This is a genomic window from Mesorhizobium sp. M0018 (genome assembly GCF_040323955.1).
In the GTDB taxonomy this organism is placed as follows: domain Bacteria; phylum Pseudomonadota; class Alphaproteobacteria; order Rhizobiales; family Rhizobiaceae; genus Mesorhizobium.
Genome location: NZ_JAMYVL010000007.1, coordinates 193,063 through 212,217 on the forward strand (window position 1 = coordinate 193,063; position 19,155 = coordinate 212,217).

Annotated in this window: 13 protein-coding genes; 7 read left to right on the forward strand and 6 right to left on the reverse strand. The window is 62.3% G+C overall.

The window, feature by feature from the left end; translation table 11 throughout:
• The first annotated feature begins 48 nt into the window (after positions 1-48).
• Together NKJ81_RS12505 and NKJ81_RS12510 are read left to right on the forward strand one after the other, a co-directional pair.
• Entirely contained in the window at positions 49-6,435 is a 6,387-nt protein-coding gene (locus NKJ81_RS12505; RefSeq protein WP_352540615.1) for an apolipoprotein A-IV repeat region-like domain-containing protein, read from the forward strand.
• 131 nt (positions 6,436-6,566) lie between these two features.
• Positions 6,567-7,022: a macro domain-containing protein gene (locus NKJ81_RS12510; protein WP_352471799.1), complete on the forward strand. Its 456-nt coding sequence runs from the start codon at positions 6,567-6,569 to the stop codon at positions 7,020-7,022.
• 41 nt (positions 7,023-7,063) lie between these two features.
• On the opposite strand, the gene NKJ81_RS12515 is transcribed toward NKJ81_RS12510, so the two are convergent.
• The 4 genes from NKJ81_RS12515 to NKJ81_RS12530 are packed head-to-tail and all read right to left on the reverse strand — an operon-like array spanning position 7,064 to position 11,146.
• Positions 7,064-7,717, reverse strand: a complete 654-nt coding sequence (locus tag NKJ81_RS12515) for an ABC-type transport auxiliary lipoprotein family protein (protein WP_051406244.1) — start codon at positions 7,715-7,717, stop codon at positions 7,064-7,066.
• Between the two features lie 37 nt (positions 7,718-7,754).
• Positions 7,755-9,128: an MlaD family protein gene (locus tag NKJ81_RS12520; RefSeq protein WP_352540616.1), complete on the reverse strand. Its 1,374-nt coding sequence runs from the start codon at positions 9,126-9,128 to the stop codon at positions 7,755-7,757.
• A gap of 13 nt (positions 9,129-9,141) precedes the next feature.
• Positions 9,142-9,960, reverse strand: a complete 819-nt coding sequence (locus tag NKJ81_RS12525) for an ABC transporter ATP-binding protein (RefSeq protein WP_352471729.1) — start codon at positions 9,958-9,960, stop codon at positions 9,142-9,144.
• A gap of 1 nt (position 9,961) precedes the next feature.
• Positions 9,962-11,146, reverse strand: a complete 1,185-nt coding sequence (locus NKJ81_RS12530) for an ABC transporter permease (RefSeq protein WP_352540617.1) — start codon at positions 11,144-11,146, stop codon at positions 9,962-9,964.
• Between the two features lie 78 nt (positions 11,147-11,224).
• On the opposite strand from NKJ81_RS12530, the gene dgcA reads away from it, so the two are divergent.
• Positions 11,225-12,208 carry an N-acetyl-D-Glu racemase DgcA gene (gene dgcA / locus NKJ81_RS12535; protein WP_352540618.1) on the forward strand — a complete coding sequence of 328 codons (984 nt, stop codon included), beginning with the start codon at positions 11,225-11,227 and terminating at the stop codon, positions 12,206-12,208.
• Here dgcA and NKJ81_RS12540 read toward each other — a convergent pair.
• Both NKJ81_RS12540 and NKJ81_RS12545 read right to left on the reverse strand, forming a co-directional pair.
• On the reverse strand, positions 12,179-13,396 hold the full coding sequence (locus NKJ81_RS12540) for an MFS transporter (protein ID WP_352540619.1): 1,218 nt from the start codon (positions 13,394-13,396) through the stop codon (positions 12,179-12,181). The genes dgcA and NKJ81_RS12540 overlap by 30 nt on opposite strands.
• Positions 13,397-13,523: 127 nt before the next feature.
• Positions 13,524-14,345, reverse strand: a complete 822-nt coding sequence (locus NKJ81_RS12545; protein WP_352502515.1) for a UDP-2,3-diacylglucosamine diphosphatase — start codon at positions 14,343-14,345, stop codon at positions 13,524-13,526.
• Positions 14,346-14,465: 120 nt separating this feature from the next.
• Between NKJ81_RS12545 and NKJ81_RS12550 the strand changes: the two genes are divergently transcribed.
• The 4 genes from NKJ81_RS12550 to NKJ81_RS12565 all read left to right on the forward strand — a co-directional run bounded on the left by NKJ81_RS12550 (position 14,466) and on the right by NKJ81_RS12565 (position 19,147).
• On the forward strand, positions 14,466-15,245 hold the full coding sequence (locus NKJ81_RS12550; protein WP_352502482.1) for an SDR family oxidoreductase: 780 nt from the start codon (positions 14,466-14,468) through the stop codon (positions 15,243-15,245).
• An 83-nt stretch (positions 15,246-15,328) separates the two neighbouring features.
• Entirely contained in the window at positions 15,329-15,706 is a 378-nt protein-coding gene (locus tag NKJ81_RS12555) for a hypothetical protein (protein ID WP_352540620.1), read from the forward strand.
• A 451-nt stretch (positions 15,707-16,157) separates the two neighbouring features.
• Positions 16,158-16,595 (forward strand): hypothetical protein, encoded by a 438-nt coding sequence (locus NKJ81_RS12560; protein WP_352471736.1) that lies wholly within the window; start codon positions 16,158-16,160, stop codon positions 16,593-16,595.
• Between the two features lie 227 nt (positions 16,596-16,822).
• Positions 16,823-19,147 (forward strand): NADP-dependent malic enzyme, encoded by a 2,325-nt coding sequence (locus NKJ81_RS12565; protein ID WP_352502480.1) that lies wholly within the window; start codon positions 16,823-16,825, stop codon positions 19,145-19,147.
• Positions 19,148-19,155: the final 8 nt, after the last annotated feature.

Here is a 19,155-nt window from a genome sequence, read left to right on the forward strand (position 1 = left end):
TAAGCAGAACCATAAGTCCCGCGGCAGCTTGTACAGGGTAGCGAAGGCATGGCGAAGAAACCAACGACGACAAGAACGCTCGACAGCGACGTAGCCAGGGAACTTGAAAAGGCACTTGATATCGATCTGAGCGGCGATGCCGGCGGCGACTTCGACATGGCTGCATCCATGGAAGATCTCGAAGCGCAAATATCGCAAGCCGCCGACGAGCTGGCGCGCGAAGGTCGCAGCCAGAACGAAGCGCCTGCCCCGGACCAGACCCAGAACGCGGCACCTGCCGCCAATCAAAGCCAGATCGCAAATCCCGCGCCAAAGGCCAAGCCGGCTGAGTTGCGTCCTGTCGCAACGCGCAATGGCTCGCAGCCGGCAGCTTTCTCGCCGGCCAACGACGATCGTCAAAAAGACTATAAGACGCTCCTGCACACCCTCAATCGGCGCGCCTCGAACACGATCTACTGGGTCGTGGCTTTCGTTTCGCTGGCCTGGATCGCCGGCGCTGGCGGCCTTGCGAACCTGTTGTTCGGACCTGGCATCTGGAACATCCGCACCTTCGATCAGTTTTTCGCCCGTCCGGAGCTGATCGGCCTGGCGGTCGCGGCAATCGTGCCCGTCATCCTGTTCTGGGCATTCGCAGTGATGATTCGCCGCGCTCAGGAGATGCGCCTTGCCGCGCAGTCGATGACCGAGGTGGCCTTCCGTCTGGCCGAGCCGGAAAATCTTGCCCAGGATCGCGTCATGATGATCGGCCAAGCGGTTCGCCGCGAGGTGGCAGCCATGGGCGAAGGCATCGAACGCACGCTTGCGCGTGCCGTCGAGCTCGAAACGCTGGTCCACAGCGAGGTGAACCAGATCGAGCGCTCCTATTCAGAGAACGAGTCCCGCATCCGCTCGCTGGTCGACGGGCTGGGCAGCGAGCGCGAAGCGGTCGTCACCCATGCCGAGCGCGTGCGCGCCTCGATCACCGGCGCCCACGAGACACTGAAAGACGAGATCAACGCCGCCAGCGATATCATTCGCGACAGCATTCTCAACGCCTCGACCAAGCTGTCGATGACGATCAACGAATCCGGCGACACGCTGATCGACAGGATCAACGGAAGCTCGATGTCGATCTTCGATTCGGTGGAAGGCCGGCTCGAATCGATCACCGATCGGCTGTCGACGTCGGGCGAGGCCTTCGCCAGCCTGCTCGACACCCGGATCGCCAAGCTGACGGACACCACCGATGGCCTGACGCGGTCACTGACCGACCTGCTCGACGACCGCACGAGCGGCATGGTGTCGCTGCTCGGCGGTGCCGCCCGCACACTCAATTCGGAATTCGAAGCCAGCCTCAACGGCATCGAGCGGACGCTTGCCGAACGTGGCCAGGCGCTGATCAGCGAGTTCCAGACCCGCGCCGAGGCGCTCGACACCGGCACGCAGAAGCTCAACGCCGCGCTGGAGGCTCGCGCACGCCAGATCAACGAGACGCTGGTCGAGCGCGCCCGCGAAATCGCCCACACCTTCCAGGATAGCAAGGAGACGCTGTCGGCGATGATCGATCAGGGCAAGACCCAGATCGGCGCCGACATGGCCGACATCATTTCATCGACCTCGACCATGCTTGAAGCCCGCGCCGGCGATTTCGCCGGGCGCATGGAAGCGGCGCGCCATGTCGTATCGCGTTCGTTCGATACGGACATCGAGCGGCTTGCCGATGCTCGCGCCGGCATCGAGGAAGCCGTCGAGAACCACAGCCGCAAGCTTTCCGAAAGCCGCGACCGGATGGCGGCGGCAATGCAGGCCGATCTGGCGAAGTTCGCCGAAGGTCGCGCCGAAATCGACGCAGCGGTGGCTAACCAGGTGCAGAAGCTAGCCGAAGGCCGCGGCCTGATCTCGCGCGCCCTTGAAGAGGATCTGCGCAAGGTCAATGAATCGCGCGCAGCGATCGACGCTTCGCTGGGCAGCCATCTCGAAAGCCTTGAAGAGGGTCGCAACAGGCTTGCCCAGGCCTTGAACGAAGACTCTGGAAAGCTCGTGCAAGCCCGCACGATAATTGATGAAATGGTTGCCGGGCATGTCGGCAAGCTCGCCGAAGGCCGCAGCATCCTTTCGCGCGCGCTCGAGGCCGACCTCGGCAAACTGGCAGAGAGTCGCGCCAGCATCGACGGCCTCGTCGCCGGTCAAGTCGAAAAGATCGCCGAGGGTCGCGCCATACTCGCCAGTGCGCTGGAAGCCGACATCGCCGGCATCAATGGCCTCATTGAGGCCCATTCGGCGAAATTGACGCAAGACCGCAGCGGGCTTTCCCAGTCACTCGATAACGACCTGTCCGACATCAGGAGCCTGATCGCCGATCATTCTGGCAGGCTCGCCGACGACCGCAGCCTGCTTTCGAAGACGCTTGAAGACGATCTTGCCAAGCTGGCCGAAAGCCGGTCGAGCATCGATGGGCTGGTTGCCGGCCAGGTCGAGAAGCTGGCCGAAGGCCGCGACATCCTCAAGCGCGCGCTTGAATCGGACCTAAACGCGATCAAGGGCGTCATCGCCAGCCAGTCTGAAAAGCTGGCGGAAGACCGTGGCCAGTTGTCGCGGGCACTGGAGAGCGACCTGGAGGCTGTGCGGGGCGTTGTCTCCGATCACATGAACAAGCTCGCCGAAGACCGTTCGACCCTTTCGAAGGCGCTCGAAGACGATCTCGCCAAATTGGCCGAAAGCCGCTCGAGCATCGATGTGATGGTTGCCGGCCAGGTCGAAAAGCTGGCAGAGGGCCGCGACATCCTCAAGCGTGCGCTCGAAGCCGATCTGAGCACCGTCAAGGGCGTCATCGCCAGCCAGTCCGAAAAGCTGGCGGAAGACCGTGGTCAGCTGTCGCGGGCACTGGAGACCGATCTCGAGACCGTGCGGGGCGTCGTCTCCGAACATATGAACAAGCTTGCCGAAGACCGTTCGGCCCTGTCGAAAGCGCTCGAGGACGATCTTGCCAGGCTGGCAGAGAGCCGTTCGAGCATCGACGGGCTGGTCGCCGGCCAGGTCGAGAAGCTGGCTGAGGGTCGCGACATCCTCAAGCGCGCCTTGGAAGACGATCTTGCCAAGCTGGCCGAAAGCCGCTCGAGCATCGACGGACTGGTTTCCGGCCAGGTCGAGAAACTGGCCGAAGGCCGCGATATCCTCAAGCGCGCCTTGGAGGCCGATCTCAACACGATCAGGGGCGCCATCGCCGATCAGTCGCAGCTATTGACCGATAATCGCGCGCAGTTTTCGCGTGCGCTGGAAGCCGATCTCGGCAACGTCAACAGCCTTGTCGCAACCCACGCAGAGAAGCTCGTCCAGGACCGCTCGACCCTGTCGAAGGCGCTCGAGGACGATCTCGCCAAGCTGGCCGAAAGCCGCTCGAGCATCGATGGGCTGGTTGCCGGCCAGGTCGAGAAACTGGCGGAAGGCCGCGACATCCTCAGGCGCGCGTTGGAAGCCGACCTGGAGAGGCTTGCAATGAGCCGCAGCGAGGTCGACGAGATTGTCGCCGGTCATGTCGGCAAGCTGAGCGAGGGTCGCGACATGCTGACCCGCGCACTGCAGGACGATCTCTCCAGGCTCGCCGAAACGCGCAAGGATGTCGACCGTTCGCTGTCCGGCCATATCGACCAGATCGCCGCCAGGAGCACCGACATCTCCGATGCGATCGCTGCGGACGTAGAAAAGATCGAGCAGGCGTTCAGCCGGCAGACAGGCATCATTGAAGAGCGCGCCAGCACAATGGAGCGGGCGCTGTCGACGGGTGTCGACAACGTGCGCAGTGTGCTCGAAAGAAGCGCGGTCTTCGTCGCCGGCGCGCTGCGCGAGAAGGTCATGGAAGTTACCAGCGCGCTGCATGAGCAGGCGGGCGCGGCATTCAGCGATGCCGACCGCAAGATCGCCGAGCGCGCCGAGCAGACCTCGGCCGCCCTGCTCGCCAGGGCGGAGGACATCGCCCGCACCTTTGAAGAGGCGGATCGTCGCCTCGCCGCCCGCGCCGAGGATACGTCGAGCGCACTGATTGCCCGCGTCGACGACACGTCGAACAGCTTGCTCGCGCGTGCCCAGGAAACGGCCGATCAGCTGGCAGCCAGAGCAAGTGAGATTGCCGGCACCTTCGACGCGGCGGACCACAGGCTGGTCTCTCGCGCCATCGAAACGGCCCAGTCGCTGGCGGCACGTGCCGGCGACATCCTGCGCAATTTCGAAACGGCCGACGAGCGGCTGGGCGTGCGCATCGGTGAATCCGCCGAAGCGCTCGCGGCACGCGCGTCGGATCTCGGTCGCATTTTCGATGCCGCCGACCAGCAACTTATTTCGCGCATTGCTGAAGGCTCCGAAGCACTTTCGGCCCGTGCGTCCGAGATCGGCCGCATCTTCGAGGAGGCCGATCATCGCCTGGTGTCCCGTATCGCTGACAGCAGCACCGCAATCGGCGAACATGCCGACAACATTGTCGGTGCCTTCACCAGCACCGAGCAGCGGGTTGCCGAACGCGCCAGGCAGACTGGCCAGGAACTCGCCGTCCATGCCCGTGAAATCGAGCAACTGCTTGCCGGTGCCGACGAACGCCTGGCATCGAGTGCTGCCGCCACAGCGGCCCGCGTCGAGGAGCAGGTCGCCAGCGTCGAGAACCGGCTCGCCTACTCCGCCGAGACAATGGGCCAAAAGCTCAACGAACAAGTCTCGGGTGCCGAGGCGCAACTGGTCTCGCGTGCCAACACCATCGCCGAGACCTTTACGGCGGTCGGCCAGCATATCGGTCAGAGCACCAATGACGCTGCAAAGACCATCGGTGCCAATACTCGCGAGCTCAGTACGATGCTTGCGGCCCGTTCGGCAGAAATATCGAAAATCCTGGACGAGACGGCGCGGCCTCTGGTCGAGCGCTTCGCCCAGGGCGGCTCCGAGCTGCAAAAGAGCATGGAAGAGGTCACCGAACGTGCGACCGAGAAGCTGCGCAATCAAAACGCCGCCCTCGTCGACGCCATCGCCAGCCGCACGGCCGAAACCCTGTCGGCCGTCGAAGGCGCGCGCTCGACGCTTGCCGACAGCGTTGCCGACCTCATCGGCCGCATGACCACCTCCAGCTCGCAGCTCGGTCAATTGATCGAGCAGGCGGCGACCAATCTCGGCCAGGTCGACGAACGCCTGACCGGGAGCACGCAAAGCTTCGCGGCGACCACGGAAAAGACCGCGCAGACCTTCGCCAGTTCGGCGCGTCTGGTCGATTCGAACACGACGCGGCTCACCGAGCTGTCGTCGTCGACCTTACGCGAGGTTGCTTCAATCGCCACCAAGTTCGACGAGCACAGCCGGTTGCTTTCCAGTGCCTCGGACCTGTTGAGCTCGGCCCAGAGCAATCTTGAGCACACGCTCGAAAGGCAATCGTCGCTGGAGGACCTCGCCGTCGGCCTTGTCAAGAAGTCGGAAGATCTCGAAAGGGTCATGCGCTCGTTCGAGAATTTGGTCGGCCAGACGCTGCAGAACGCCGAGGGCAAGACGCTGGAATCCGCCGACAAGATCCGTACCGCGATTTCCGAAGTGGTCGATTCGGCAACCAAGCGCTTTGCCGATGCGACCGAGGAGATGCGGCGTACCGCCGGCTCGATCAAGAGCGAGCTCGACCTCACCCGGGCCGAGCTTAAGAAAGGCGTCATCGAGATGCCGGAAGAGGCAAAGGAATCAACCACGGCTATCCGCCGTGCCGTTTCAGAGCAGATCAACGCGCTGAAGGAACTTTCTGAAATCGTTGCGAAATCTGGCCGCAGCGCCGACAGTTCGGAACAGCGCAACCTGCGTCCGGCGCCGCAAGCGCCTGCCGCACGCCCCGCCGAACCGCCACGTCGCCCGGCTCCGGCTCCCGAACAGCGCCGTGCACCGCAGGCGCCTTCGGGCGAGACGGCGCTGCGCGGCACGCTCGACCTCGAACGTCCGGCAGACCAAGCGCCGCGCCAGCGCGACCCCAACGGCCGCACGCCGCAGGGCGGTTGGGTGCGTGACCTCCTGACCGGTGCATCACGCGAAGACGACGCCAAGCCGGCAGCGCCTGCCGAAGCGCCGCGCCCAGCTCCCGCTGCGCGGTCGCCGCTTCATGTCGTGGAATCGCTGAACTCGCTCTCGGTCGATATCGCACGCGCCATCGATCACGATGCCTCGATCGAGCTGTGGAACCGCTACCGGCGCGGCGAGCGCGACGTCTTCACGCGCCGACTTTACACGCTGAAGGGCCAGCAGACGTTCGACGAGATCCGCCGCAAATATCAGTCGGAGGCGGAGTTCCGCGCTGCTGTCGATCGTTACTGTGACGATTTCGAAAAGCTGCTCAAGGACGTGTCGCGCAACGACCGCGACAACATCATGGCACAGACCTACCTGACGTCGGATACCGGCAAGGTCTACACCATGCTGGCCCACGCCAGCGGCCGCCTGCACTAAGCGGCGGGACAGGAAAACAGAAAGTGCACTCTGCCCTTTCTGCTTAGACCCGATACTGAAAAAGATAGTCCGCAAATCTCCTGATTTGGTCGGATGTTTGCGCCCAGAGCAGAGGCCGGTATCTCGTGGCAATGCAGACAATTCGCGGTGATCTGCTTCAGCTTGCGCTCGACGGAACGTTCGATGTCATTGTGCATGGATGCAACTGCCAGTGCCAGATGGGCAAAGGAATTGCTCTTTCCATAAAGCAGCCTTTTCCCGAAGCATATGCTGCGGATTGCGCGACATTGAAGGGTGACCCAGCCAAGCTGGGAAGCATATCCGTTGCCGAAATCAAGCGAGGCAGCCGCATTTTCCATGTTGTCAACGGCTACACTCAGTTCCATTGGCAGGGCAAAGGCGTGAAAGCCGACTACCAGGCAATTCGAAAAGTCATGCAGGCCGTCAAAGGTAAATTCGCGGGCAAAAGAATCGGCTACCCGAAAATTGGCGCAGGGCTGGCTGGAGGTGATTGGGAAACCATAGCCTCAATCATCAACGATGAACTCGCGGGCGAAGATCATACGCTTGTCGAATACGCTCCGTGAGCTGCTTCGGTCTCCAGCCGCCTCACAGCAGCTAGCCCGGTTCAGATCACGGTGTCCGTCCAGCGGACGATTTGCCCGGCCGCATCGCCGAACGCGGCATCGAGCGCGCCGACATAGGCCTGGTTGCCATTGCCCGAAACGGGCGCGATGGCGCTAAACGTCTTCGAAGCGCGCACTTCACCGTTGCGGTCATTCAATAGGCGCACGAACAGCTCGACCTCGGCATGTTCGCCCCCATCGACACGCACCTCGAACGAGCGGATCTCAACGATCACCTGATAGTCGATCGCCAGCCCCTCGCCTGGCTTGCCGACGCCGGTGAAGCTGCCCGAGCGCTGGAACGTCTCTGCCAGCCGCGCCTGTACGATCATCGGCAGCCGGTCGGCCCATTGCGCGCCCTTGAGATACTGGATCGATCGCGGCGATGGCTTGATGACGATGTTCTGGCTGTCCAGCGCCTTGAGCGCCGATGGCTGGGCGATGAGGATCTGGCGGCGGCTGTGGGCACGCGCTTCCAGCGACGGCGCCGAAAGCTCGAACGTATCCAGCGGCGCCGGCTTGCCGCCCAGCGCCGCACAGCCGGCGAGCGAAAGCGCCAGCAGTGCCGCTCCGGCCTTGAACCCACTCGATCTGACGCTGCCTGAACTGATCGACTTCAAACGCGATCCCCCCCGGATCGTGGAAACAACGCGCATCCGCAAGCTATGTTCTTGCGGTGGGCGCAGGCCGAAGTCAACGGCGCACCCTGCCGTCGAACTGCCGGACCTCACCCTCGCCGCCGGACAGGATCCGCTGTGGATTGCGGCTGAGGTCGGTCACCGCCTCTTCGATGCGGTTGATCGAACGACGGCTGTCCTGGACCAGCGATTCGACGTTTTGCAGCCCCTGTCCCGAGAACCGCGCTAGATTGTCGGTGATGGTGCCGAGGCGGGCGTTCAGCGTGTCGGCGACCTGCTTGAACGATTTGAGCGTCGCCCTGGCATCGGCCATGACGCCGTCGGCCTGACCGGAGCCGAGCAGTTTGTCGACCTTGGCAAGGATACCGTCGACTCGCACCGAGGCATCGTTGAGGCGTCCTGCGAGCTGGTGCGCGTCTTTGATGGTTTCATCGATGTCGTCGGCTCGGTTTGCGAACTTGTTGGTCACCTTGGCGATGTCGGCGGCAGCCTCGTTGGCGTTTTCGCTGGCCTTCTGGATATTGGCAAGCGCGGTGCGAACCTCAGCCGGATCGATGCCGTCGAGAACGCCGTCGACCTTGGCCAGCGTGCCTTGCGTCTTCTGGGCGAAGTCGTTGATCGAGCCGACCGCGGTGTCCACGTTCTTGATGACCGTGTCGAACTGCTTGCTGGTTTCCTTGAGGTTGGAAGTGACTGTGTCGACATTGGCGACGATGCTCTTGATCTGGTCCTTGTCGACGGCGTTGAGTAGCCCTTCCGCCGCCTTCAGGGTGCCGTCGAGCTTGCCCGAAACACCCTTCAGTTCGTCCGCCAGCGAGCTGACGCTGGCCAGGAACTTGTCGACGCCGTCCGCATTCCTGGCCAGTGCATCGGAGAAGGTCTGGACATTGTTGACGGTTTGCGTCAGCGGCCCGCGAACATCCTTGGTGAAGCCTTCGAGCTCCGAAAGGACCTTGTCGGCGCGGGTGAAGATGTTCTGCGCCGTCTGCAGCAGGTTGGTGACCGCCGACGGATTGGCGACGATCTCGGCGACACGGCCTTCCTTTTCCGCCTCGTCGAGAAGTTTTGGCTCCTTGGGGTCGGCGCCCTTGAGCTCGATGTTGGCCTGGCCGGTGAGGCCGGCAAGCCCGATATCGGCCTGCGTCGACTTGGTGATAGGTGTATTCCGGTCTATTTCGGTGTCGGCGATAGCAGCGGTCGGATTGTCGACGTCGATATAGACACGGCGCACGTCGCCGACTTTGACGCCATTGAACAGCACGAAACTGCCACGGCCGAGCCCCGAAGCGGAGCCTGGAATGCGCACGCGCAGCACCGTCGTCTCACCCTTTTCGCCGATTGCCGCCGTCCAATAGACGAAAGCGAAAGCCGCGAGGATCGCGGCCAGCGTGAAAATGCCGACAATGACGTAGTTGGCCCTGGTTTCCATTGCTCACTTATGGCTATGCGCGCGCCGCAAGATCAAGTTGCCGGGCGCGTTTTCCGCGGAAATAGGATTTTACCCAGGGTTCCTCGCTCCTGAGCATGTCGTCGATCGTGCCCTCGACCAGCACTTTCTTTTTGCCAAGCACCGCCACGCGGTCGCACGCCGTAAACAGCGTGTCGAGATCGTGCGTGACCATATACACGGTCAAATCCATCGTATCGCGCAGCTTGACGACCAATTCGTCGAACTCAGCCGCGCTGATCGGATCGAGCCCGGACGTCGGTTCGTCGAGAAAAACGATGTCCGGGTCGAGTGCCAGGGCGCGCGCCAGCGCAGCACGCTTGATCATGCCGCCCGAGAGCTCGGAGGGGAATTTCTGCGCCGCATCCGGCGGCAATCCGACCAGCTCGACCTTGAGCATGGCAAGTTCGTCCATCAGCTTCTTCGGCAAATCGAGATATTCGCGCATAGGCACCTGAACGTTTTCGAGGACCGTCAGCGCCGAAAAAAGGGCGCCATGCTGGAACAGCACGCCAAGCCGCATGTCGATGCGAAGGCGCTCCCTTTCGGTTGCCTTCTCGACGTCAACGCCGAACAGTTTGATTGTTCCCGATTGCTTGCGCGTCAAGCCAAGGATGGTGCGCAAGAGAACAGATTTGCCGGCACCCGAGGCACCGACGAAGCCGAGAATCTCCCCGCGCCAGATATCGAGCGACAATTTGTCGAGAACAACCTGGTCGGCGAACGACACCGTGATGTCGTGCGCCGACAGCACGATCTCGTCTTCTTTGGCCTTCGCCGCCACCTTGGTCGTGTTTGTGCCCGGCAGCGCCATGTCAGAACTCGATCGCTGCATAGAACATGGCGAAAAGCCCGTCGAGGATAATAACCACGAAGATCGACTTCACCACTGAGGCGGTCACATGCTGGCCAAGCGATTCGGCGCTGCCGCCAACCTTCATGCCCTCGACCGAGGCAATTATGCCGATGATCATGGCCATGAACGGCGCCTTGATCAGGCCGGCAAAGATGGTGCTGAGGTCGATTGCGACACGCAGCCGGTCGATGAACGCTGCCGGTGCAATATCGGAGTAGAGCCATGCAGCCAAAATGCCGCCGCCCAGTGCGGCAAAGTTGGCGATGATCGTCAGGCAAGGCAACGCGACGACCAGCGCGACGAGCCGCGGAAACACCAGCACGCCGATTGGATTAAGGCCGATCACCTTCAGCGCATCGACCTCCTCGCGCATCTTCATCGAGCCGATCTCGGCGGTGATCGCGCTACCGGAGCGGCCGGCGATCATGATCGCCGTCATCAAAACGCCGAGCTCGCGCAGGATCAGCACGCCGACCAGGTCGACGACGAAGATGTCGGCGCCGAAATAACTGAGCTGATAGGCGCCTTGCTGGGCGACGATCGCACCGACGATGGCCGACATCAGCACGACTACCGGTATAGCGCCGACACCCATGCGATCGATCTGGTTGAAGATCGCCGCCATGTTGACGGCATGGCCGCGGCCAAGCTTCATCTGAGAGCCGCGTATCGTGGCGCCGAGGATATTCATTGCGGCCAGGAAATCGTCGCGCATCTCATAAACGCGCCGACCTACCGCCTCGAGCCCGCGAATGATGAAGTTGGGCGGCTTTGCCGGACCTGATTCGGGCTCGCGACGAACGGCGTCCCCGACGGCGCCAAGCAGGATCGAGGCGATCTCGCTCTGCCCCTGCATCGTGATCTCGACGCCCTTTTTTTCGAAGCTGCTGACCAGGCGGTCGATCAGCCACGCCCCGGCAGTGTCCATCTTCTCGATTTGTGAAAGGTCGAGCGCCAGCGTCTTGAAGCCGCCGCGCTTCTCGATCTTGCGCATCTCGGCATCGACCAGCGCCACGGTACGTGTCGTCCAGGTTCCCGAGAAAGCGCAGCCGAGAACGTCGCCCTCCTCGCCGATCGCGATGCGCGGCTGGTGGTCGGGCTCCTTGGCAGGGCCGCTTGCGTCGCGTTTGCGGATGGTCAACATGGCGTCCTGTTTAGCCTGACGGGGCCGACCTGTCGATTTGCCGACATCCTCCTTGTTGCACAGCCGGAGCAGAAAAATATGGCGCGTGTCATTTCGGTCGAGGCCGAGCGCTTTCCGATAGCCGGGACCTTTACCATTTCGCGCGGCTCGAAGGCCGAAGCGGAGGTGATTTCCTGCGCCATCACCGAAAACGGCCGTACAGGACGCGGCGAATGCGTCCCTTACAAGCGCTATGGCGAGACCATGGAGTGTGTGCGCGACGCGATCGAGGCGATGCGCAGCGAGATCGCGCACGGCATCAGCCGCATCGCCCTGCTCGATGCCATGCCTGCCGGCGCGGCACGCAACGCCATCGATTGCGCGCTCTGGGACCTGGAAGCGAAGATCAGCGGAACACCGGTGGCGCATACGATACGAACCGTTCCGTTACGACCGCTCGAGACTGCGTATACATTGTCGCTCGCCGAGCCGGAGGCGATGGCGGCGCAGGCCCGCGCCAACGCCCAGCGCCCGCTACTCAAGGTCAAGATCGGCGGCGACAACGACATCGCGCGCATCCGTGCAGTGACGGCGGCAGCACCCGACAGCCGAATCATTCTCGACGCCAACGAGGGCTGGAATAACGACAACATCGTCGCAAACCTTGCCTTTGCCGCCGAGCACGGTATCGCCTTGATCGAACAGCCGCTGCCGGCGGGACATGACAGTATTCTTCGCCACATCGCGCATCCGGTACCGATCTGTGCCGACGAAAGCGTGCACGAGGCGAAGGACCTTGAAGCACTTGTCGGCCTTTACGACGCCGTCAACATCAAGCTCGACAAATCGGGTGGCCTGACCGCTGCACTCGTGCTTCGCGACCGCGCCCGCGAACTGGCTCTTGGTGTCATGGTCGGCTGTATGGTCGGCACATCGCTTGCGATGGCGCCGGCCGTGCTGTTGGCGCAGGATGCCGATTTCGTCGATCTCGACGGTCCGCTGCTGCTGGCCCGCGACCGCGTTCCCGGTCTCGTCTACCAAGGTTCGCTGGTGTCACCGCCCGAGCGGGCGCTGTGGGGCTGAACGCGCGGCAAGCCCGATCAGAGCCAGGCCCGTCAGGGCGATCGGGATCATCGCAAAGAAGCCATTCGCGCCGAAGCGGTCGTAAAGAGGACCGGAAATCAGCGTCGCCGCCGCCATGAAGAAGCCATTGGAGAAGTAGGCGATGCCTTGCGCCGCCCCGGTGCGTTCTTCCGCGACCGTCTCACCGATCATCTTTTGCAGGCCGATCAGCACCAGCGCCACCGAAACCGCGTGCAGCGTCTGGATCGCGAAAAACCCGCCAACGCCAAGCCCAAGCGGCCAGATCAGCGGAAAGGCGAACCAGCGCACGATCGCGCCGATCCCGGCAATCAGCATGATCGAGACGACCGAGAAGGAGGCGAAAGCGCGGGTGAAAACGACGAACATGCATATCTCGGCGACGACGCCCCACCCCCACAGAAGCCCGACAACCGAATCGCTGATGCCGATCGACTTCCAGTAGATCGACACGAAACCGTAGAGAAATGCGTGGCTGGCGGTGATGACGCCGACGCCTGTCGAAAAATAGAGGAAGTACCGGTTGAGGAGTTTCGGTGCCGATTGCTGGATATCGGCGGCCGAAAGCGGCGAGGCGCGGCGTGGACGGCCAAGGCGCGGCGCAATCAGTCCGGCGGCTAGCGCGGCACACAGCGCCGCGAAGATGATCACCGGGACAGCCTGGGCACCGCTCGCCGACAGGATGAAACCGCCGGCGAGATTGGCACAGAGATAGGAGATCGAGCCCCATTTGCGCATGCTTGCGTAATTCGAGCCGAAGCGGCGAACACCTGAAAGGGCGAGCGAATCGGCAATCGGCGAATGCGGCGTCCAGACGACCGTCAGGGCCAGCGACACGGCAAGTACCGTTGCGTAGGTCGGCGGCAGGAGGTAGCCGGCGGACAGGATCAGCGATGCGGCGACCAGCGCAACATAGACATTGGCGCGGTCGCTCGCTTTGTCTGCCAGCGCAGTAAGAAAAGGCGTCGTCGCCACGCGCAGGAACATCGGCGCGGCGAGGATCACGGCTATCTGTTCGGCATGGAACCCCTTCGCCTGCAGCCACAGCGGGAAATACGGCACATGCGTCCCGAGCGGAACGAAGAGCGTAAAGAAGATCAAGCTCATGCGCAGTTCGAAATGGCGTGGCTTGACGAGCTGTTCGGGCGAAAGCGGCGGCAGCGAGGACATTGACAGGCGATCCGTCGGCACGGCATTCAGCCGGGTCGGCCCGCCACACCTGCCGCTGCTTAACACGGCGAAAAAGTCGATGAAACCGCTGGACTAACCGATTGAAGCGAGATGCGGCCGGATTTGGTCAAGCCGCCTGGACTGCCCTGCCCTTGATGTCGATCGGCACGAGCACCTCGCTGCCGACCGGAGTCTCCGGCAGGACATGCGCCCAGTGCAGGATCTCCATCCTGCCGTCAAAATGCTCGACCACCGCCGTGCAGCTCTCCACCCAGTCGCCCGTGTTGATGTATTGCACGTCCTCATAGCTTTCGATCGCGGCATGGTGGATGTGCCCGCAGATCACGCCGTCGACATGCGAGCGGCGCGCCTCCTCGGTCAGCACGGTCTGGAACGAGCCGATGAAATTCACCGCCTTCTTGACCTTGACCTTGGCCCAGGACGAGAACGACCAGTAAGGCAGGCCGAGCACCTGGCGCAGACGTGTGATGACGCGGTTGAGCAGCATCGCCGCGTCGTAGGCATAGTCGCCGAGATAGGCCAGCCAGCGCGCATTATGGACGACGGTGTCGAACTGGTCGCCATGGATGACAAGAAGGCGTTTGCCGTCGGCGGTCTCGTGGATGGCGCGGTCGGCGACGACAATGCCGCCGAAATGAACGCCCTGGAACTGTCGCGCGAACTCGTCATGGTTGCCGGCGATGTAGGTGATGCTGGCGCCCTTGCGCGCCTTGCGCAGCAATTTCTGGATCACGTCGTTATGGCTTTGCGGCCAATGCCAGCTTCGTCTCAGGCGCCAGCCGTCGACGATGTCGCCGACGAGATAGATGATATCGGCATCGTGATGGCGCAGGAAATCGATCAGGAATTCGGCCTTCGCCGCCTTCGATCCGAGATGGACGTCGGAGATGAACATGCTGCGGAAAGTGCGAGGCTCTGCGCCGGACATCATTTGTCACCGTTGCTTTCGCCTGAGCCTATGCCCCGATTCATGCAACAACCGTATGACGGTTGCGATTGGTCCAGCCATCCGGATAGGTTGCCGCGGCAATCAGAGGAGAAAATTACCATGGATCTCGGCATTCGCGGCAAGAAGGCCATCGTCTGCGCTTCGAGCAAAGGCTTGGGACGCGGCTGCGCCATGGCACTGGCAGAGGCAGGTTGCGATCTGGTGATCAATGGCCGCAACGCCGACGTGCTGGCCAAAACCGCCGCTGAACTGCGCGAGAAATTCGGCGTCAAGGTGACCGAAATCGTCGGCGACGTATCCAAGCCCGATGTCCAGAAGGCGCTGCTTGCCGCCTGCCCCGATCCCGACATCCTCGTCAACAACAATGGCGGTCCGCCGTTTCGCGATTTCCGCGCGCTCGACCGCGAAAAGATCCTCGAGGGCGTCACCCAGAACATGGTGACCCCTGTCGAACTGGTTCAGGCCGTGATCGACGGCATGGCGGCGCGCGGCTTCGGCCGCATCGTCAACATCACCTCGCTGTCGGTCTATGTGCCTATCCCCGGCCTCGACCTGTCGTCCGGCGCCCGCGCCGGCCTTACTTCGTTCCTCGCCGGCGTCGCGCGCACGGTGATCGACCGCAACGTGACGATCAACAACATGCTGCCGGGAAAACTCGATACCGACCGGCTGCGCGGCCCGCACGAGGCCGGCACGCCCGAAGATCCGGCCGCCGCCGCCGCGCGCAAGGCGCAAGCAGCGGCCAACGTTCCGGCCAAACGGCTCGGCACACCGGAGGAATTCGGCCAGATCTGCGCCTTCCTGTGCTCGGTTCATGCCGGTTACCTGACCGGGCAGAACATACCGGTCGACGGCGGCCTCTACGTCAGCGCGTTCTAGCGAGAATCCAATGCTCAATGCCCACTGAATAGTGGAAGACGACCGGTTGCGGAACTTGGAGCCCGTCAGCATAAGCTCCGCCAATGCAACACTCGTCCCTCATATCCTTCCTCAACGGCGAGAAACCGCCATCCGAGCTTTGGCAGGAGATTGAAGCCGAAGTGAATGAATGCGTAGCCGCCGCGTCCAAGTCGGGCGGCGTGGGGAATGTCATCATCACTGACGGTCCAGATACGATAATTAATCGTCGACATGTGGACGTGCTGGTTGATCGGCTGGCGGACGGCATCCTACCGGTCCAAGCAGCCGCCTACATCGCCGATGCGCTAATCATGAGCGACGACTTCACCTTCGCGGATGATGGTGCCTCGGAGGTTCTGCTTTTCCTGTCGGACGAGAGCGCGCCCACTTCGCGAGCAGAGTTGCAAGCGCTGCGGAGCCGCCTTTCGACAGGAGCGTAGCGTCCGTTTCCACCCCTTGCGGACCTATGCGACTATTCTAAAGCTCTGAAATTGGCGACACAGCAAGGCATCGCGTCCTATATCTTGCCGGAAGAGCATGGATCATAGTTGTGGATACAAAATACGTCTCCGAAGAGATTTGGCGCACCTCGCTTGCGGCAGCGCGGGGCTATCTTGGTCACCTGCAAGCTCCTGAAAACCTGCCATACGCGGCAAAATCAATTTGTCATACCATCCGCCGTATCGAGCGGATAAGAGCGGCTGGACTTGCTGAATGGCAGGAGCGAGACAAAAGGACACGCTTCCCCTGACCGCTTTCAACCATTGCAGGCGCCCTCAGGCAAGCCGAAACAGGGCAACATTATGCTCAAAAAGGGCGCCCAGTTCACAAGAACTAGGGTTAGTCCGCATGCTATGTCCTGCCTCGCAAATGAAAAAATGAGACCGGCGAATGGCGTCTATTTATCGCTTTGTTGCGCAAAAACTGCTGTCGCACGGGGTTCGAGACACGGCCGACGGCAACCTTGCAATTACTGACCGGAGATTGTTCCTTGACTTCGTTCGTCTAGAACGAGCGGTTAGGCTAGAGGATTTCGCCACAGTCCAGTCTGCGGTGGTGGCGATTGAAAATCGTTGCTTATCAATGGGTAAACGTCATATCGCGGTGTTTGCATACATGTATCTCAGGTTTTCGGATGCGGCCCCAAAGTTTACTCACCTGGACATCGAGCTTGAGGAAGAAGGAGGTATCCGCCGAACAGTCGACTACCGGCGTAGGGTGTCGTCGACAGAGCGACTTGTCGGCGAGTGGGCTGCCGCTTGGTACGATCGCTATTCCAAGAGTTTCTTTCGTGCACTTTATAGGAGCAACAGCCCCACAGCGAACTAGCGAAAGAATACCTAATCGTCCGCAAACCACCACCTGAAGCAGACATTCGGCTCGCAGCTCGCTCCAGCAACGCGCCTATCGCCCCAACATTTCAATGGCAGACCGTACAGGCCGGCGGGCGGTGCAAGCCGTAAGCTCGCGCTTGCGACATATCACCTCTCGAAAAGCCTCGGCTGCATGCTAAGAGACTCAAACATCGAACGGACTGAACTGAGGAGGCGGCCGTCATGACAGGCGAAAGCAAGAAGGCGGCTCGATCCGACCTCGACGAAGCAGCGCTCTATTTCCATAAGCATCCCCGTCCCGGAAAACTTGAAATCCAGGCGACGAAGCCACTGGGCAATCAGCGCGACCTGGCGCTTGCCTATTCGCCGGGGGTCGCCGCCCCCTGCCTTGAAATCCGCGACGACCCGGCAACCGCCGCCGACTATACAGCCCGTGCCAATCTGGTCGGCGTTGTCACCAACGGTTCGGCGGTGCTGGGCCTCGGCAATATCGGTCCGCTCGCCTCCAAGCCGGTGATGGAAGGCAAGGCGGTGCTGTTCAAGAAATTCGCCGGCATCGATGTCTTCGACATCGAGATCGACGCACCGGGCATCGAGCGCATGGTCGAGACGATCTCGGCGCTGGAACCAACCTTCGGCGGCATCAACCTGGAAGACATCAAGGCGCCCGAATGCTTCGAAGTCGAGGAGCAGTTGAAAGCCCGCATGGGCATACCGGTCTTCCATGACGACCAGCACGGCACCGCCATCATCGTCGCCGCCGCCGTGCTCAACGGGCTGGAATTCGCCGGCAAGTCCATCGCGGATATCAAGATCGTCACGTCAGGCGCCGGCGCTGCGGCGCTTGCCTGCCTCAACCTTCTGGTCTCGCTCGGCGCGCGGGTCGAAAACATCTGGGTCACCGACCGGTTCGGGGTCGCCCATAAGGGCCGCGTCGAGGAGATGGACCGCTGGAAAGACCCCTATGTGAAGGACACCGAGGCGCGCACGCTGGCCGACGTTCTGCCCGGCGCCGACGTGTTTCTCGGCCTGTCTGCCGCCGGCGTGCTGAAACCGGAACTGCTGCACCACATGGCGCCCAAGCCGCTGATCCTGGCGCTGGCCAACCCCAATCCCGAGATCATGCCGGAAGCGGCACGGGCGGCGCGACCCGATGCGATGATCTGCACCGGCCGCTCCGATTTCCCCAATCAAGTCAATAACGTACTCTGTTTTCCTTACATCTTCCGTGGCGCGCTGGATTGCGGCGCAAGTGCCATCAACGAAGAGATGAAAATGGCCGCCGTTCGGGCGATCGCAGCGCTTGCCCGCGAAGAGCCGTCCGACGTTGCCGCGCGCGCCTATTCCGGCGAGACGCCGATCTTCGGCCCGGAGTTCCTGATCCCCTCGCCTTTCGATCCGCGGCTGATCCTGCGCATTGCCCCTGCCGTCGCCAAGGCAGCTTGCGAGACCGGCGTCGCGACCCGGCCGATCACCGATTTCGCCGCCTATATCGACAAGCTGAACCGCTTCGTCTTCCGTTCTGGCCTGGTCATGAAGCCGGTATTCTCGATGGCCAAGACGTCGAGCGCCAAGCGCGTCATCTATGCCGACGGCGAGGACGAGCGCGTGCTTCGCGCCGCGCAGGTCGTGCTCGAGGAAGGCATTGCCGAACCGATCCTGATCGGCCGCCCGCACGTCATCGAGGTGCGGTTGAAACGCTATGGGCTGCGCATCAAGCCGGGCGTCGATTTCGGCCTGATCAACCCGGAAGACGATCCGCGTTACCGCCACTATGTCGACCTTTTGATCGAGCTTGCCGGCCGCCGTGGGGTGACTACGGAAGCGGCACGCACCATGGTGCGCACCGACAATACGGTGATCGCCGCCCTTGCCCTGAAGCGCGGCGACGCCGACGCCATGGTCTGCGGCCTTGAGGGCCGTTTCGAGCGCCATTTGCGCAACGTCACGCTGATCATCGGGCCACGCGCCGGCATTAGGGATCGCGACCTGTCGACGCTTTCCATGCTGATTTCGCAGCGCGGCATCATTTTCCTCACCGATACCCATGTCTCCGTCGATCCGACCGCCGAGGAGATTGCGGAGATGACCGTTCTGGCGGCCGAGGAGATTCAGCGTTTTGGCATCGAGCCCAAGGCAGCCCTGCTTTCGCATTCGGATTTCGGCTCCCGCGATTCGCCAAGCGCCATGAAGATGCGGCAGGCGGCGGCGATCCTGGCGCGCATCGCGCCCGACCTGCAATGCGACGGCGAGATGCATGCCGACTCGGCACTGTCGGAGCAGCTGCGCCAGCGCGTCTATCCGCATTCGCGGCTGAAGGGCGAAGCCAATCTGCTGGTGTTCCCCAATCTCGATTCGGCGAACATCACGCTGACCGCGCTGCGCACGATGATGGACGCGCTGCATGTCGGCCCGATCCTGCTCGGCACCGACAGCCCGGCGCACATATTGACGCCGTCGGTCACCTCGCGCGGCGTCGTCAACATGACCGCACTGGCAGTGGTCGAAGCCGCGCATAAGGCGCAAGCCATCGTCGAACTGGGATAGCCGCGGGC

Excerpts from the sequence above, each read along its gene's own strand:
- NKJ81_RS12545 (WP_352502515.1), bottom strand. The coding sequence starts at position 14,345 with ATGTCCGGCGCAGAGCCTCGCACTTTCCGCAGCATGTTCATCTCCGAC.
- NKJ81_RS12540 (WP_352540619.1), bottom strand. The coding sequence starts at position 13,396 with ATGTCCTCGCTGCCGCCGCTTTCGCCCGAACAGCTCGTCAAGCCACGC.
- NKJ81_RS12555 (WP_352540620.1), top strand. The coding sequence starts at position 15,329 with ATGCAACACTCGTCCCTCATATCCTTCCTCAACGGCGAGAAACCGCCA.
- NKJ81_RS12560 (WP_352471736.1), top strand. The coding sequence starts at position 16,158 with ATGGCGTCTATTTATCGCTTTGTTGCGCAAAAACTGCTGTCGCACGGG.
- NKJ81_RS12520 (WP_352540616.1), bottom strand. The coding sequence starts at position 9,128 with ATGGAAACCAGGGCCAACTACGTCATTGTCGGCATTTTCACGCTGGCC.
- NKJ81_RS12510 (WP_352471799.1), top strand. The coding sequence starts at position 6,567 with ATGCAGACAATTCGCGGTGATCTGCTTCAGCTTGCGCTCGACGGAACG.
- NKJ81_RS12530 (WP_352540617.1), bottom strand. The coding sequence starts at position 11,146 with ATGTTGACCATCCGCAAACGCGACGCAAGCGGCCCTGCCAAGGAGCCC.
- NKJ81_RS12515 (WP_051406244.1), bottom strand. The coding sequence starts at position 7,717 with ATGCGCGTTGTTTCCACGATCCGGGGGGGATCGCGTTTGAAGTCGATC.
- NKJ81_RS12565 (WP_352502480.1), top strand. The coding sequence starts at position 16,823 with ATGACAGGCGAAAGCAAGAAGGCGGCTCGATCCGACCTCGACGAAGCA.
- dgcA (WP_352540618.1), top strand. The coding sequence starts at position 11,225 with ATGGCGCGTGTCATTTCGGTCGAGGCCGAGCGCTTTCCGATAGCCGGG.
- NKJ81_RS12525 (WP_352471729.1), bottom strand. The coding sequence starts at position 9,960 with ATGGCGCTGCCGGGCACAAACACGACCAAGGTGGCGGCGAAGGCCAAA.
- NKJ81_RS12505 (WP_352540615.1), top strand. The coding sequence starts at position 49 with ATGGCGAAGAAACCAACGACGACAAGAACGCTCGACAGCGACGTAGCC.
- NKJ81_RS12550 (WP_352502482.1), top strand. The coding sequence starts at position 14,466 with ATGGATCTCGGCATTCGCGGCAAGAAGGCCATCGTCTGCGCTTCGAGC.